Below are 16,353 nucleotides of genomic sequence, written 5' to 3'. Positions count from 1 at the left end.
AAACAACAGAATGGATATTGAAACGATTGTTGAGCAAACGCCTGACTTTCAAACGATTTTGGCGGGAATTAGCCCGCATAGTCGGCAATTGATCACGGGATTAAACGGTTCGGCCCGAACAGTTTATTTAAGTGCGTTATTTCATCAATTAACGCATTCATTACTGATCGTAACTGATAATGGCTTTCACGCGAGCCAATTAGTTGATGATTTGACTAGTCTTTTAGACGAAGAACAAGTTTTTTTGTTTCCAGCTGAAGAGATGATTGCGACGGAGGTGGCAACTAGTTCACCGGAATCACGGGCACAACGAGTTCAAGCATTAAACGCGTTATTGAGTGACAGTCCGGCAGTAGTTGTCACTTCGGTCGCTGGCGCACGACGCTTTTTACCCCCTGTTGCGCAATTTCAAGCAGCGACGTTACCATTAGCAGTTGGTACAGATATTGATTTAGAAGTCTTACAACGGCAACTGCACGACATGGGTTATGTTAAGGAAAAGTTGGTTGCTCGTCCTGGTGATTTTGCTGTGCGGGGATCAATCGTTGATATCTATCCGTTAGATGCAGATTATCCGTTGCGACTAGACTTCTTCGATACTGAAATCGATACGCTGAAGTATTTCGATCCCGAAACACAACGATCGGTGGAAAATCTGAATGACTATACGATTTTACCGGCAACGGATTTTATACTGACAGCTGATATGCTGCAGGCGGGAGCCCAACGTCTAAAGGCGGCGATGACGACCGAGAGTAAGCAGCTTAAACCAGCGGAACGTCAGACCTTGACCGACAATTTAGCGCAACCGATTGCCGATATGGAAAAGGGTATTATTGGTAACGATTTATTATTATATGGTGAGTATTTATATGATCGTAAGACGAGTATTTTTGACTACATGGCTGCTGATGGTCTCGTGGTCTTTGAAGAATATTCCCGCCTACTCGATAGTGAACAACAATTGTTAACGCAGGAAGCCGACTGGGTCACTGACCAATTAGCACATCATCGCGTGCTGGCGAGTGCGAGTTATGGTAATGATATCCGTGATTTATTACGTGATGACCATCATGCACAACTCTTGATCTCACTGTTTCAAAAGGGAATTGGTAATGTCAAGTTAGCTCAGGTGACGAATGTCCGAACTCGACCGATGCAGGAGTTCTTCGGCCAATTACCAACTTTGAAGACGGAGTTGGACCGTTGGCACAAGTTACAACAGACAGTGGTCTTAATGGTGTCGGAAGCTGAGCGGTTGACCAAAGTCAGTAATACGCTTGATGATTTTGAAATTGAAGCAGTGATGACCAAGGCGACTAATCTACAGCCGGGTGCAGTTCAAATCGTTCAGGGTAGCTTGCAAAATGGCTTTGAATTTCCTGATGGTAAGTTAGTGATAGTGACGGAACAGGAAATGTTCAAAAAGGTTGCTAAGAAGCGACCGCGCCGTCAGACCTTAGCTAATGCCGAACGGTTGAAGAGTTATACGGATTTAAAGCCAGGTGATTACGTGGTGCACGTCAATCATGGGATCGGAAAGTACGTTGGTATGGAGACGTTAGAAGTTGATGGCGTTCATCAAGATTACATCACCATTGCTTATCAGAATAATGCCAAGATTTTTATTCCGGTGACTCAGTTGAATTTGGTCCAGAAGTACGTTTCTTCAGAATCCAAAACTCCGCATATTAATAAGCTGGGTGGTACGGAATGGACTAAGGCCAAGCGCAAAGTCGCGGCTAAGATTGAAGATATTGCGGATGAACTAGTTGACCTGTATGCCAAGCGGGAAGCGGAGAAGGGGTATGCCTTTCCAGCAGATGATAGTTATCAAGATGACTTCGATAACGACTTTCCTTATCCGGAGACACCGGATCAGATTCGTAGTATTAATGAAATCAAGCATGACATGGAACGGCCAAAACCAATGGATCGTTTGTTAGTCGGTGATGTTGGTTACGGCAAGACTGAAGTTGCCTTGCGAGCCGCATTTAAGGCAATCGAGGCCGGTAAACAAGTTGCATTTCTAGTGCCAACCACCATTTTGGCCCAGCAACATTATGAGACGATGCTGAATCGGTTTGAAGGTTATCCCATCAATGTCGGCATGCTGTCACGGTTCCGAACGACTAAGGAAATGAAGGAAACGGTCCAACAGTTGAAGAATGGTGAGATTGACATCGTTGTGGGGACGCACCGGTTGCTGTCCAAGGATGTCGCTTTTGCCGACCTGGGACTACTGATTATTGATGAGGAACAGCGGTTTGGCGTCAAACACAAGGAACGACTAAAAGCACTGAAAGCAAGCGTCGACGTCTTGACCTTAACAGCGACGCCGATTCCGCGAACACTACACATGTCGATGTTAGGCGTTCGGGACCTATCAGTGATTGAGACCCCACCAACGAACCGGTATCCAATTCAAACGTACGTCATGGAACAGAATTTTGGCGTCATTAAAGAAGGTATTGAACGGGAAATGCAACGTAATGGTCAGGTCTTTTACTTGCACAACCGGGTTCATGATATTGATAAGGTAGTCGCGCAGATTAAAGATTTAGTTCCGGATGCGGCAGTCGCCCATATTGATGGTCAAATGCCGGAGTCACAACTAGAGGGTATCCTCTATGATTTTATTCGCGGCGAGTACGACGTGTTAGTGACCACGACAATCATTGAGACGGGGGTTGATATTCCAAACGTTAACACCTTATTTGTGGAGAATGCTGACCGGATGGGCTTGTCACAGTTATACCAGTTACGCGGGCGAATTGGTCGTAGCAGTCGGGTGGCCTATGCTTACTTTACTTACCAGCAAAATAAAGTTTTGACGGAAGTTGGTGAGAAGCGGCTACAGGCAATCAAAGACTTCACGGAACTCGGATCCGGGTTTAAAATTGCGATGCGCGATTTATCGATTCGGGGTGCCGGGAATTTATTGGGTAAGCAACAACACGGCTTTATTGATTCGGTTGGGTATGACCTTTACACTCAGATGCTGTCAGAAGCGGTGGCGAAGAAACGTGGTCAGGCGGCCAAGGTTAAGACGGATGCGACTGTTGAGTTAGGTATTGAGGCATACTTGCCGACTACCTATATTGAAGACGAACGGCAAAAAATCGAAATTTACAAACGAATTCGTCAGTTGGAAAATAATGATCAGTACATGGAAGTTCAAGATGATTTAATGGATCGTTTCGGTGACTATCCGGTAGAAGTTGCTGGATTATTAGCAGTAGGTAAGTTGAAACTGTTGGCGGATGATGCACTGATTGAAAAAATCCAACGCGATGATAGCGATTTACACTTAACGCTATCCAAACAGGGGACGGCTAAGCTAGATACTAAAGATATCTTTAAAGCCTTGGCAAAAACTAAATTAAAAGCGACAGTTGGAATTGATGATGATAAAATGAAGGTTAAATTAGTCATTCAGCCAAAAATGCAACAGGATGAATGGTTGGCACAACTGACACAGTTTGTCGAGCAGTTAAGTTTGATCTTGGCAGAAGACGACGTGGTCAGTGCGTCCTAATTAGTGCTTGTCGTTGCTTTGAGTGCTCATAGGACGGCTGGTCGAACAGTTGTTAAGTAAATCGCATGACCAGATCGAGTTAATTCGGTCAGGTTGGTGGGCTAAGTGGGAAGTAATTAGGATAAAACACCGAGTTGGTCGGTAGAAGGGATTTGTTATGCCAAAGGATCACTTGAACACCATGTTCAAAGGTGCATTAATTTTATCGATATCATCATTGGTCGCTAAGATTTTAAGCGCGGTATACCGAATTCCCTTACAGAACATGGTTGGTAATACGGGGTTTTACGTTTATCAGCAGATTTATCCGCTTTATGGCATTGGCATGACCTTTGCATTAAATGGATTTCCAAACTTCATTTCTAAGTTAGTTGCTGAACAGCCGGATGAAACTAGCAAGTCACTGATTGCACGCCGAGCGTTTCATATTCTATCAGGGTTATCATTAGTCGTCTTTTTCGGTTTGCAACTCGGTGCAATGTGGATTGCGGCCCATATGGGGGACGTTAATCTAGCTCCCATTATTAGTGCCGTGGCGTGGATGTTTGTTTTCATGCCGTGGTTGGCCACGGGCCGAGGCTACTACCAAGGTAAGTTTTTGATGGGACCGACTGCGATTTCTCAGTTGATTGAACAAGTTGTACGCGTCGCAATTATCATTATGGCTGCTTACTTCAGTGTGCGACTCGGCTGGGATAATTATCGGATGGGTACGTGGGCGATGAGCTCAGCCCCACTAGCCGCGATTTGCTCATCATTGATTTTTACCGCTTTTGGATTGAAGTATTTATTAGCGCCGGCTCCTGAACCAACGCACGCGTTGCCTAGCTATCGGAAGTTAACAAAACGATTTGTGGTTGAAGGCGGAACGTTATGTCTGGTAGCCGCTGTGGTTATTTTGTTACAACTAGTAGATTCGTTCACGGTGATGCGCGGGTTAGTACGACAAGGTCAACTACCAGAAGTTGCCAAAGCACTCAAAGGGGTCTATGACCGTGGTCAGCCCTTGGTTCAGTTAGGGTTAGTGGTGGCAACCGCCTTTTCGGCTACCCTATTGCCAGCTCTGACGGATGCCTTAGCCAAGCGTCAACCGATTGAATTTAAACGCCAGACACAGGCGATGGTTCACGTTAGTTTAGCATTATCAATGGCCGCAACAGTCGGATTGGTTGCGCTGATGCCGCAAATCAATCGTTTATTATTTGGTTCACTAGAAGGAACAACGGCTTTACGAATTTACACTGTTAGTATTTTGTTTGCAGCGTTGATTACAACATATACGAGTGTTTTACAAAGCTTGAATCAATATACTGCGATGATTATTGGTATCGTTGCGGGATTAGCTACTAAGGTGCTGGCTAACTATATCTTTGTGGTCCATTACGGAATTAATGGTGCTAGTGCGGTGACGGTGTTGAGCTTGGCCGTGATGTTTGCCGTGATGTGGTTAGGTTCACCAGAAGATTTGCAACAAGTATTGCTAGAAAGTGGTTATTTAATAAAATTGCTTGCAATTAGTGCGGTGATGGGACTCGTGGTTATCCTTAGTTGTCATCAAATGATTGCTTTGGTTGGACCAGTACTAGCGCATACGCGTGGAATGGCTGGAATCGTGACAGTGATTGGGGTCATTCTTGGAGTGCTGGTGTTTGTTGCCGGGGCCGTGTATACACGGCTATTCACGATTCGCGAGTGGTTAGTATTGCCATATGGAAAGCGGCTAATCAAGGCCGTTGCAAAAGGAAAGGAACATCATTCATGAGTATGCGTTTAGATAAGTTTTTAAAAGTTTCACGAATTATTAAGCGGCGTTCTGTCGCGAAGGAAATCGCTGACAAGGGCCGGATTCAAATTAACGGTAAAGTGGCGAAGTCTTCTAGCAACGTGAGTGTTGGCGATGACCTGATTATTAGTTTTGGTAATAAGACATTGACGGTCAAAGTGACGAAACTGCTGGAAACGACTAAGAAAAATGATGCTGAACTAATGTATGACATTATCAGTGAAGATTACAAAACGGATTATCGCCAACCATTTAGTGACTAGTTAGGTGCGTCCGTTCATTGAAATGGTCGTAAACCTTGACTTAATCGGCATGATGTCGTTTACACCGGCCGATGAAGTTGTTATAATTTAGGCAACCCAATTTGAAAGGACTGGACCAGCATGACGAACGGGTCACGTAGTAAGATCAAACAGTTAGATAACGATTATATTCGTCAAGTTGCCACCGACGAGCATGGGCAAGCCCAACGCGTCGCGCAAGTACGGCGACGACGGTTTATTTTGATTGTTGCGGTGTTTGGGGCATTGATACTGTTCTTTGGTTTTCAATTGATTAATACGCGGTCCAACCTGCACCAGGTGAACCGTCAAGTTGCGACCAGTCAAGTTAAATTAAAAAAGGCGCAGCAAAAGAATGATCAACTAGAAGGCCAGATCAAACAGCTGAATAATAAGGATTACTTACAAAAGTTATTACGTTCAAAGTATGATTATACGAAGAGTGGCGAAACAGTCTACAGCTTACCAAATGATAATGCTGCGGATGTAACTGCCAATTAGTCGGGATTGTGGTCTGCTTTAAATAAGTAGACCACTTTTTATGGATTGCTTAAATGTATAACTCGATATTTCACAAAGTATGCTATACTAAAACCATTATTTCATAGGAGGAACAACTTTTTTTATGGCAATTGAAGTAGGTACAAAAGTCACTGGCAAGGTATCTGGGATTACTAATTTTGGTGCATTTGTAAGCTTGGGTAATAATCAAACGGGGCTAGTACACATCAGTGAAGTTTCCGATGGGTTCGTAAAGGACATTCATGATGTCTTAAGCGTGGGTGATGATGTTACGGTCAAAGTATTATCTGTTGGAAATGATGGTAAGATTGGTCTGTCAATCCGTAAAGCGGTTGATAAACCACAGGGTGAACATGAACATCATGGCAATCATCAAGGTGGTAACCGCCCAAATAATAATCATCAGGGCCATGACCATGGTCATGGCGAACGCCAGAGTAATGGTAATCATCATGAACGGTCCAATAATTTCTATAGTCGTGGTGGCAATGGCGGTGGCCGTTTCCAATCGCGGCAACATGAGCCTAAGAAGCAGGACTTTGATTCATTGATGTCTGGTTTCTTAAAGGATAGCGAGGACCGGCTAGCGACCTTAAAGCGTAATACTGAAGGTAAGCGTGGTGGTCGTGGTGGTCGTCGCAGCTAAACTTAGTGACTTGCCATTAATCTAGTTAAATTTAGAAGCACGGTGCGGCTATTTAGAGTCACGGCCGTGCTTTTTTTGTTGGACGGCGCCCTTTAAAAGCAGTTTATTCTTAGGGCGTTAGCTAATCGACAAGTTCTAACCATAGATAAAGCCAATGTATGCGCGTTATGTATTAGCATGGATCATGATTTAAAACGTGCCGTTTAAATTGGATTACTGTTCGTCAGCACGGGAGCGTTCTATTCCGACCTCCGGGGCTGGGTAACAATTGCTGGAACGCAGCCGACGTCGATTTGAGCTAACGCACAACCCGCGTCATCTCAAATACGAGTCTTATTCTAAGCCGGAAGAAACCCACTTCCAGCTAAGAATAATTTGGCTACTGAGCATTGTCACCCAGCCCCTCCAGTCTCAAGCCTGTGAGGGGCCACGGGTTGAAGCCGAGCATTGCCTAGCCAACGGATTAATGCGGCTTTGGCATTAGTCCGTTGGCGTAGCAAGCACAGGCTTTAGTGACACCGAACACGTTTCGGGAAGCTGCTCGAATGGCGGATGAACGGCCACTTAACTTTGTATAACTTATCGTTGGCTATTTTGATACTGAAACTTTAAACAAAGCGTTAGGTGCATTAGTACTTTGTCGAGAGATTAAATCTTACTACATCGATTCAGGATTAGTGAGCTGGCTCAATATCATTTTCAGTCTGACAGTTGATTAACAAAATTATCGTTTATGAAAAACAATGACAAATCCATCAAAAGTTGGGTACGTCTATGTCGGCCATTCGAATATTGTCCCGACTGGAAGGCGTTTCTGCTAATGCCCAGTGGTGAGATTCCACTTAGCAAGCGTCCTTTGCTTGGTTAGTGACAGGCCAGTATTTGAGACGTGGGCTTCGGCTCAAATCTGTGCCCACCACGTTCCGGCAATTGGCAGAATTGCCTGGAAGTCGGCGTAGAACGTGCAAATCAAAAAGTTCTACGCCAAATCGAACTTTTTCCAGCGGGTCTAAGCTGGCCGCTTTTAAGCTTTGAACAAATGGCACGTTTTAATCATGATCCATGCCAACGTAACTAAGACAACGAGTAATCGATTAATAATGAAGGTTAGATGGGAGGTTCAGATGACACCAATTCAAAAGTTTCACCGTCAATTAGCGGCGGCCCAGGTATTATCGCCACAACAGACAGTCGTAGTGGCTGTGTCGACGGGGGTCGATTCGATGGTGTTGTTGCATTTGCTGCAGCAATTACCAATGACGGAACGCCCACATTTAGTAGTGGCCCACGTTAATCATCATTTGCGAGACCAGAGTCAAGCAGAAGCAGATTACTTACGACGATATTGCCAACAGCAACATTTGAAATTAGTGTTGGCAGATTGGGTGACTGCGGATCACCCTCAGAGTGGGATTGAAGCAGCCGGACGACAATTTCGATATCATTTTTTTGCTAATGTCATGCGTGCCAATCGAGCGGCAGCTGTATTAACGGCCCATCACGCTAATGACCAAGTAGAAACATATATCATGAAGCTTGCTCGCGGTGGCGATATTGCGCAATTGACTGGCATTGCAGCTAGTCGGCCATTTGCAACGGGCCAGTTAGTACGACCGTTGTTAACGTGGTCGAAAGCCCAATTACGAGATTACGCTACCGAACAGCATGTCGTCTATTTTGAAGATGTGACTAATCAAGATGTGCAGTTGACCCGCAATCGCATTCGTCAGCGGGTTGTGCCTGAGCTCATGACGGTTAACCCGCAGCTATTGAACCATGTTGCCGATTATCAGCAACAGTTGGCGACGTTGTTAGCGGCCAAAGCACAAATGGTCACGGTGCTGTTATCGCAGGTCGTAACGTCGACAGGCGCTTTGCTTGTTAGTCAATGGTCGACATTACCGAGCCAGTGGCAGTTAGCCGTTTTCTCGACATGGTTAGAAAAGCAGACACACCAATTATTTACCGAGTCGAAGTTACAACCGTTGGTATCGTGGGGACAAAGGCAGCGACCGGCCACTAGTAGACTAACGGTAAATGCGTCTTGGGAGTTGCACCGTAACGCTGATATCATTGAAGCTTTGCCAATAAAAAAAAGGGTTAAAAAGTTAATGCCCCATGAAAAAATTATGGTAGACTTAAACCAATGGCAGAAAATTACTGCAACCCAAACGGTGGGAATCTTTACACAAGCACCCGATGTGACTAGTCAGCCATTTTGGTTAACAACAAGCGATTGGCCGCTCATGTGGCGACCGTGGCAAGCTGGTGATCGCATTGCTCTCAAGGGCGGTGGTCATCAGACGGTGCGCCGACTGTTGATTAATCAGAAGGTTCCGGCTGAGTTACGTGGACAGGTACTGGTGTTAGTGAATGCTCAAGGGAATGTCCTATGGGTGGTCGGGCATAAATTTAGTTATCGAACGGCTGGCACCCAGACAGTATTTTTAGCCTTAAAACACAAGAGTTGAAAGGAGTACATCTGAAACGATGAACAACGACATTGAACGAGTACTTTATAGTCGCGAGGATATCCATCAGGTTGCACAAAAATTAGGAAAAGAATTGACAACTGCATATGCTGGTAAGAACCCATTAATTATTTGCGTACTCAAGGGTGCCGTCTTATTTACCACCGATATTATCCGTGAGATGGATATTTACGCGGATCTTGATTTCATTAACTTATCAAGTTATGGTAACGAAACGATTTCTAGTGGTGAGGTTCAGTTAACGAAGGACTTGGATGCAGATGTTACGGGGCGTGATGTGTTAGTTATTGAAGACATCATTGATACTGGTCGGACGTTAAAATTTTTGATCGACTTGTTGAAACGGCGCGATGTGAACTCGGTGAAGGTCTGCACGCTTTTGGATAAGCCAGCTGGTCGACTCGTTGATATTAAGGCAGATTATATTGGTTTTGAAGTTCCTAACGAATTTGTGGTTGGCTACGGCCTTGACTATGCAGAACGCTATCGGAACTTACCGTACGTTGGGATTTTAAAACCTGAAATTTACGAGCATAAATAATTGGTCAATGATAGTCAAATGTGCTATTATTTAGACTATCGAAGTAACTGTATATAAAAGTTTCGATGAAGGAGGCACATATGAACAATCGACGCAATGGACTCTTTCGTAATAGCTTATTTTACATTTTGATGTTTTTGAGTTTGATGGGAATTATCTACTTTTTCTTTGGCGGTAATTCTAGCTCACAGACACAAAATATTCGTTATAGCGAATTTGTCAAACAATTAGATAAGAATAACGTTAAAAACGTTAGTATCCAGCCTAGTGGTGGCGTCTACAAGGTTACTGGTTCATACCGGAAAGCACGGACGACTTCTTCTGCAAACGCACTTGGAATCAAGAGCGCATCGACAAAGACGACGTCGTTTTCAACAACGATGTTAGAAAACAACTCCACGGTTGATCAAGTTTCCAAGTTGGCGGCTAAGCATGACGTTAAGGTGACGGCGAAAGCCGAAGAATCTAGCGGTATCTGGGTCACGTTATTAATGTACATCGCGCCAGTCATCCTAATGTTGTTCCTCTTCTATATGATGATGGGACAAGCAGGACAAGGCGGCGGAAACAACCGGGTGATGAACTTTGGTAAAACGAAGGCTAAACCAGCTGACAGTAAGCAAAACAAAGTTCGTTTTTCAGATGTTGCCGGTGAAGAAGAAGAAAAACAAGAATTGGTCGAAGTTGTCGAATTCTTGAAAGATCCGCGGAAGTTTGTGTCGTTAGGCGCACGAATCCCATCTGGGGTACTTCTTGAGGGGCCTCCTGGTACTGGTAAAACGTTACTTGCTAAGGCGGTTGCTGGTGAAGCCGGTGTGCCATTCTTCTCGATTTCTGGTTCTGACTTTGTCGAAATGTTCGTCGGGGTCGGTGCTAGCCGGGTGCGGGACTTGTTTGAACAAGCTAAGAAGAACGCCCCATCTATCATCTTTATTGATGAAATTGATGCGGTTGGTCGTCAGCGTGGCAATGGTATGGGCGGCGGTCATGATGAACGTGAACAAACCTTGAACCAATTGTTAGTTGAAATGGATGGTTTTACTGGGAATGAAGGCGTCATCGTCATGGCGGCGACAAACCGTTCTGATGTGCTGGATCCTGCCTTACTTCGTCCAGGTCGTTTTGACCGGAAGATCCTAGTTGGTCGTCCAGACGTTAAGGGCCGGGAAGCCATCTTAAAAGTTCATGCTAAGAATAAGCCGTTAGCAGCTGACGTTGATTTGAAGGAAATTGCTAAGCAAACACCTGGATTCGTGGGTGCTGACTTGGAAAACTTATTGAACGAAGCGGCCTTATTAGCTGCCCGTCGTAATAAGAAGCAAGTTGACGCTGCGGATCTCGATGAAGCTGAAGATCGGGTTATTGCCGGACCAGCTAAGCATGATCGCGTTGTGAATAAGCATGAACGGGAAACCGTGGCTTATCACGAAGCTGGTCATACGATTGTTGGATTAGTCTTGAATGATGCTCGGGTCGTTCATAAAGTAACGATCGTGCCACGGGGGCGTGCTGGCGGTTATGCCATCATGTTACCGCGTGAGGACCAGATGTTGATGTCGAAACGTGATGCGAAGGAACAAATGGCTGGTTTAATGGGTGGTCGTGCTGCTGAAGAAATTATCTTTGGGGCTCAATCATCAGGTGCTTCTAATGACTTTGAACAGGCAACGCAAATTGCCCGGGCAATGGTTACTCAGTATGGGATGAGTGAAAAGCTTGGTCCCGTTGAGTTAGAAAATGCCAACCAACAAGCAGCTTACCAACAAGGTATGGGTGCGAGTGCCTTTTCACAACATACGGCACAATTGATCGATGATGAAGTCCGGCGTTTGAGCCAAGAAGCGCATCAAACTGCTACGGATATTATCGAATCACACCGTGAACAGCATAAGTTGATTGCGGAAGCGCTACTGAAGTACGAAACGTTGGATGAAAAGCAGATTCTCAGTTTATTTAAGACTGGTAAGATGCCTGAAAAGGATCGTAATGAATTTCCAAGTGAAAAAGCGGCGACCTTTGAAGAATCCAAACGTGAATTGGAACGACGCGAAGCTGAAAAGCACGCGCAAAACCAAAGTGCGGATGATCAGCAAGTTGATTCAGCCGATACGACGACTGATGCCAGTGTTGCTGAACCAAGTTTCCCAAGTGAATCGAATGCTAGTTCAGAAGTTAGTGCTGACAGTAGTGTCAATTCAACGGCTAATTCAGCCACTGAATCAGCTACCGACAGTGATGTCGCAACTTCAGCCACTGGTTTACCAAATGCTGAAAGTGCTACACCATCATCGCAGGATGATACTAATTCGCAAGCGTAGTATTGAATAAAGTAAAATGAAGGAGCTGGGACTTTGTCTCGGCTCCTTTTATGCGTTATGATATTTCAGGAAAATAAATCAATTGCGGTAATTCGATTATGAGCGTCGGTCGCAATTAAAGACGGATTGAGATAGGAGTATGATTAAATGGCAGATTATTTAGTAAAAAGCGTCGCGGGTAACGAGATGTTTCGGGCATACGCGGTCAGTGCAACGGACGTAGTTGCTGAGGCGCAGCGACGACATGATACATGGAGTGCGGCTTCGGCAGCGTTAGGTCGAAGTTTGGTTGGTACGTTATTATTAGCTTCATCAGTTCTAAAAGGTGAGGAGCAGATGACCGTTAAAATCAATGGGAACGGTCCTGTCGGTGGTATTGTTATTGATGGCAATGCTAATGGTACGGTCAAAGGGTATTTACAGCATCCGCATGTGCACTTGCCTTTGAATGATAAACATAAGATCGATGTGAAGGCGGCTGTTGGTACTGACGGCTTCTTATCCGTGACTAAGGATCAAGGTGTTGGGGATCCATTTACTGGAACGGTAGCGTTAGTTTCAGGTGAACTAGGTGAGGACTTCACGTATTACCTAGCACAATCAGAACAAATCCCATCAGCAGTGGGTTTATCGGTGTTTGTTAATGACGATAATTCAATTGGGGTTGCCGGTGGCTTTCTAGTACAAGTGCTACCTAATGCCACGGATGAAGCAATCAGCTCGCTAGAAAATAAGCTCAAAGACATGCCATTAGTTTCCCAATTGATGCGTGATGGCAAGTCACCAGAAGATATTTTGAACTTGCTATTTGATGGCGACGTTAAGGTGTTAGATAAGATGCCGGTCAAGTTTGAATGTGATTGTTCTAAAGAACGGTTTGCTGAGGCACTCATGGCTTTGCCCAAGCATGAGATTCAAGCAATGATTGATGAAGATCATGGTGCCACGGCAGTTTGTCATTTTTGTGGTAACCAGTATCAATTTAGTGAACGTGAACTGAAAGCAGTGCTTTCACGGTCTAAAGGTGATGCTTAATGAATCATGAGTGGCAGATTGGTGACGTGACGATTCCTAATCGGGTCGTGGTGGCACCAATGGCTGGCGTGACTAACGCAGCCTTTCGGGTAATCTGCAAGGATTTTGGCGCGGGGTTAGTCGTTTGCGAGATGATCTCTGATCGCGGTATTATGTATCAGAATCGCAAGACTTTAGAGATGATGTTCGTTGATCCGAAAGAACACCCGATGAGTATTCAAATTTTTGGCGGCTCTAAGGCCACATTAGTTCAAGCTGCACAGTTTGTTGACCAGCAAACGAATGCTGATATTATTGATATTAATATGGGCTGTCCAGTTAATAAGGTCGTTAAGACTGATGCGGGTGCGAAATGGCTTTTGGACCCAGCTAAGGTCTATGAGATGGTTGCTGCTGTGACTGCAGCGGTCGATAAACCAGTGACGGTTAAGATGCGGACTGGCTGGGACGCAGAGCACGTATATGCGGTCGAGAATGCGCGGGCAGTTGAGCGGGCTGGTGCAGCAGCAATTGCGATGCACGGAAGAACTCGTAAACAGATGTATCAGGGCCATGCTGACTGGGACGTGTTAAAACGCGTTGCAGATGCCCTCACGATTCCATTGATGGGTAATGGCGATATTCAAACACCGCAGGATGCTGCGCGGATGCTTGATGAAGTCGGGGCCGATGCCGTCATGATTGGTCGGGCAGTTGAAGGCAATCCGTGGATGCTCACCCAAACGGTGCACTATTTAGCAACCGGGGAGTTACTAACGCCACCCACACCGATGGCTAAGATGCAAACGGCAATGGAACATTTGCAGCGGTTAGTGGTTTTAAAAGGTGAGCGGGGCGGCCGTCATGAATTCCGTGAACAAGCGCCGTACTATCTAAAAGGCATCCCAAGGTCGGCACGGACCAAAGTGGCTTTAATGGAGGCAAGCTCGTTAGCAGAAATGATGCGCATTTTAACGCAGTTTCAGGAGCAGACGGCAACTTATTTGGCTAGTCACGTGGTAAAGTGAATAATTAACTTGCATTTTGGCGGCGTGATTGTCAAAATTAACATGTAGTGATTGTTTAGGTACGGATGAATTCTGTACGCTAACTAGAAATGGAGGAACACTAGTGGCACGACAAGAACAGACGATGAACGACCAACTAAAGGTTCGTCGCGAAAAAATGGATGAACTGCGTGAAGAGGGGATTGATCCCTTTGGTCACCGGTTCGAACGGACTGATTTAGCCCAAGACTTGCAAGACAAGTATGGGGAGATGGACAAGGATGAGCTAGACGCTAAACAGGTGATGGCAACCATTGCTGGGCGGATGCTAGCTAAGCGTGGTAAGGGTAAAGTCGGCTTTGCTGATATCTGGGATCGTTCAGGTAAGATGCAGTTATACATTCGTAAAGATGTTGTCGGCGAAGATACCTACCATATCTTTAAGCGTTCTGATATTGGTGATTTTCTTGGAATTACTGGTCAAGTTTTTAAGACGGACTTTGGTGAATTAACGATTAAAGTGACTGGCTTGACGTTCTTATCAAAGGCGTTACGGCCATTACCAGATAAGTTCCATGGCTTACAGAACGTGGAACAAATCTATCGTCAACGGTATTTGGATTTGATTTCTAATCGCGATAGCTTTGACCGTTTCTTGAAGCGGACGAAGATCATTTCGGCGATCCGGCATCATTTGGATGATCAAGGTTTTACTGAAGTTGAGACGCCAATGTTGCATAACCAAGCTGGTGGTGCGGCAGCACGGCCGTTTGTAACTCATCATAATGCCTTGAATATTGATCTTTACCTGCGAATTGCGCTGGAACTACATTTAAAACGGTTGATTGTTGGTGGGATGGAAAAGGTTTATGAAATTGGCCGGGTCTTCCGTAATGAAGGAATGGACCGTGAACATAATCCTGAATTTACCATGATGGAAACTTATGTCGCCTATTTCGACTTCCATGATGTGATGGCTGAGACGGAAGGTATTTTTAAAGCCGCAGCGCAAGCTGTAACTGACGACGGAATTGTCACTTATCATGATCAAAAAGTTGATTTTAATCAACCGTTTAAGCAAATCCACATGGTTGATGCGATTAAAGAAAAGACTGGGATTGATTTCTGGCAACCAATGTCAATTGAAGATGCACAAAAATTGGCGGATGAACATCACGTAAAGTATGAACCATACTGGAAAGTTGGCCATATCATTAATGCGTTCTTTGAAGAATTTGTTGAAGACACGTTGAATGAACCAACCTTTGTTTATGGTCATCCAGTTGAAATTTCACCATTGGCTAAGAAAAATGAGAAAGATCCACGATTTACGGATCGTTTCGAACTCTTCATCTTAGGTAATGAATACGCCAATGCGTTCAGTGAATTGAATGATCCAATTGACCAACGGCAACGTTTCGAAGCCCAGGCTGCGGAACGAACTGCTGGTAACGACGAAGCTGAACATATTGATGAAGACTTTGTTGAGGCGTTGGAATACGGGATGCCGCCTACTGGTGGGTTAGGTATCGGGATTGATCGGTTAGTCATGTTAATGACGGATGCGGATTCAATTCGCGACGTTTTACTATTCCCAACGATGCGTCCAGAAGAAGATAAATAAATTTAAAACGGTATTTAGCCTAATTTAGTTAGGCTAAATACCGTTTTTTGTTTGCAGCTATCATATAACCTAACTTTAAAAAACGGTTCATTCAAAAAAAGTTGGATTATTTTTATCCGAACATTATGGCTGGTTTGAAGCCTAAAAATTAATAAAAATCGAATTTTGTTTGAATATATAAGGGCGTTCAAACACAAAATAGCTATATGAAGTTTAAATACCGTACATTGCTGAAACGGATTAAATGACATGATATTATTGACTGGTTATTTTTGCGTTTTAGGGCTTGCAATTTATCTGGATAATTGGTAAATTAGTATACGTTGTTGAGGCGCACAAAGCGGTTAGCCGCTTGCTTCCAACGAAAATTAATTATAAAAAGTTGTTGACAAGATATCGATAACTTGATATGATGATTAAGTTGCGTTGAGGTGATCAACGAACGATTTAGACCTTTGAAAACTGAACAAAGTTTCGACGAATCAAATGTGTAGGGTCTCTTGATTTTGGATCAAGAGCAAAAACATTTGCGAAGTCAATTCGCTAGCAAATAAATTTTAGTACAACTTTAAATGAGCTTTTTAGAA

The 16,353-nt window shown here is 44.5% G+C and carries 11 protein-coding genes; all 11 read left to right on the top strand.

Going from position 1 to position 16,353, the window contains the following annotated elements; genetic code table 11:
• Positions 1–10: 10 nt before the first annotated feature.
• The 11 genes from mfd to lysS all read left to right on the top strand — a co-directional run bounded on the left by mfd (position 11) and on the right by lysS (position 15,766).
• Positions 11–3,538, top strand: a complete 3,528-nt coding sequence (gene mfd / locus RXV91_RS14315; protein WP_316440410.1) for a transcription-repair coupling factor — start codon at positions 11–13, stop codon at positions 3,536–3,538.
• Positions 3,539–3,695: 157 nt separating this feature from the next.
• Positions 3,696–5,300, top strand: a complete 1,605-nt coding sequence (locus tag RXV91_RS14310; protein ID WP_316440409.1) for an oligosaccharide flippase family protein — start codon at positions 3,696–3,698, stop codon at positions 5,298–5,300.
• Between the two features lie 2 nt (positions 5,301–5,302).
• A complete protein-coding gene (locus tag RXV91_RS14305; protein ID WP_316440470.1) occupies positions 5,303–5,584 on the top strand; it encodes an RNA-binding S4 domain-containing protein in 282 nt (93 codons plus the stop codon).
• 120 nt (positions 5,585–5,704) lie between these two features.
• A complete protein-coding gene (locus RXV91_RS14300; protein ID WP_316440408.1) occupies positions 5,705–6,103 on the top strand; it encodes a septum formation initiator family protein in 399 nt (132 codons plus the stop codon).
• A 124-nt stretch (positions 6,104–6,227) separates the two neighbouring features.
• Positions 6,228–6,770, top strand: coding sequence for a S1 domain-containing RNA-binding protein (locus RXV91_RS14295; protein ID WP_316440407.1), 543 nt, complete (start codon positions 6,228–6,230; stop codon positions 6,768–6,770).
• Between the two features lie 1,124 nt (positions 6,771–7,894).
• The gene (gene tilS, locus RXV91_RS14290) at positions 7,895–9,241 is read left to right on the top strand and encodes a tRNA lysidine(34) synthetase TilS (RefSeq protein ID WP_316440406.1); all 1,347 of its coding nucleotides are present in this window, start codon (positions 7,895–7,897) and stop codon (positions 9,239–9,241) included.
• Positions 9,242–9,260: 19 nt separating this feature from the next.
• Complete coding sequence (hpt, locus tag RXV91_RS14285; protein ID WP_316440405.1) at positions 9,261–9,803, top strand: hypoxanthine phosphoribosyltransferase; 543 nt, start codon at positions 9,261–9,263, stop codon at positions 9,801–9,803.
• Between the two features lie 80 nt (positions 9,804–9,883).
• A complete protein-coding gene (gene ftsH, locus RXV91_RS14280) occupies positions 9,884–12,121 on the top strand; it encodes an ATP-dependent zinc metalloprotease FtsH (protein WP_021732311.1) in 2,238 nt (745 codons plus the stop codon).
• 147 nt (positions 12,122–12,268) lie between these two features.
• On the top strand, positions 12,269–13,156 hold the full coding sequence (gene hslO / locus RXV91_RS14275; RefSeq protein ID WP_316440404.1) for an Hsp33 family molecular chaperone HslO: 888 nt from the start codon (positions 12,269–12,271) through the stop codon (positions 13,154–13,156).
• Complete coding sequence (gene dusB / locus RXV91_RS14270) at positions 13,156–14,163, top strand: tRNA dihydrouridine synthase DusB (RefSeq protein ID WP_316440403.1); 1,008 nt, start codon at positions 13,156–13,158, stop codon at positions 14,161–14,163. Before hslO ends, dusB begins: the two co-directional genes overlap by 1 nt.
• Before the next feature lie 103 nt (positions 14,164–14,266).
• Positions 14,267–15,766, top strand: coding sequence for a lysine--tRNA ligase (gene lysS / locus RXV91_RS14265; RefSeq protein ID WP_316440402.1), 1,500 nt, complete (start codon positions 14,267–14,269; stop codon positions 15,764–15,766).
• Positions 15,767–16,353: the final 587 nt, after the last annotated feature.

Source organism: Lactiplantibacillus sp. DA1 (assembly GCF_032681335.1).
Classification (GTDB): domain Bacteria; phylum Bacillota; class Bacilli; order Lactobacillales; family Lactobacillaceae; genus Lactiplantibacillus.
The sequence above is the reverse complement of the archived record's forward strand: the minus strand, read 5'-3'. Positions and strand labels throughout refer to the sequence as shown.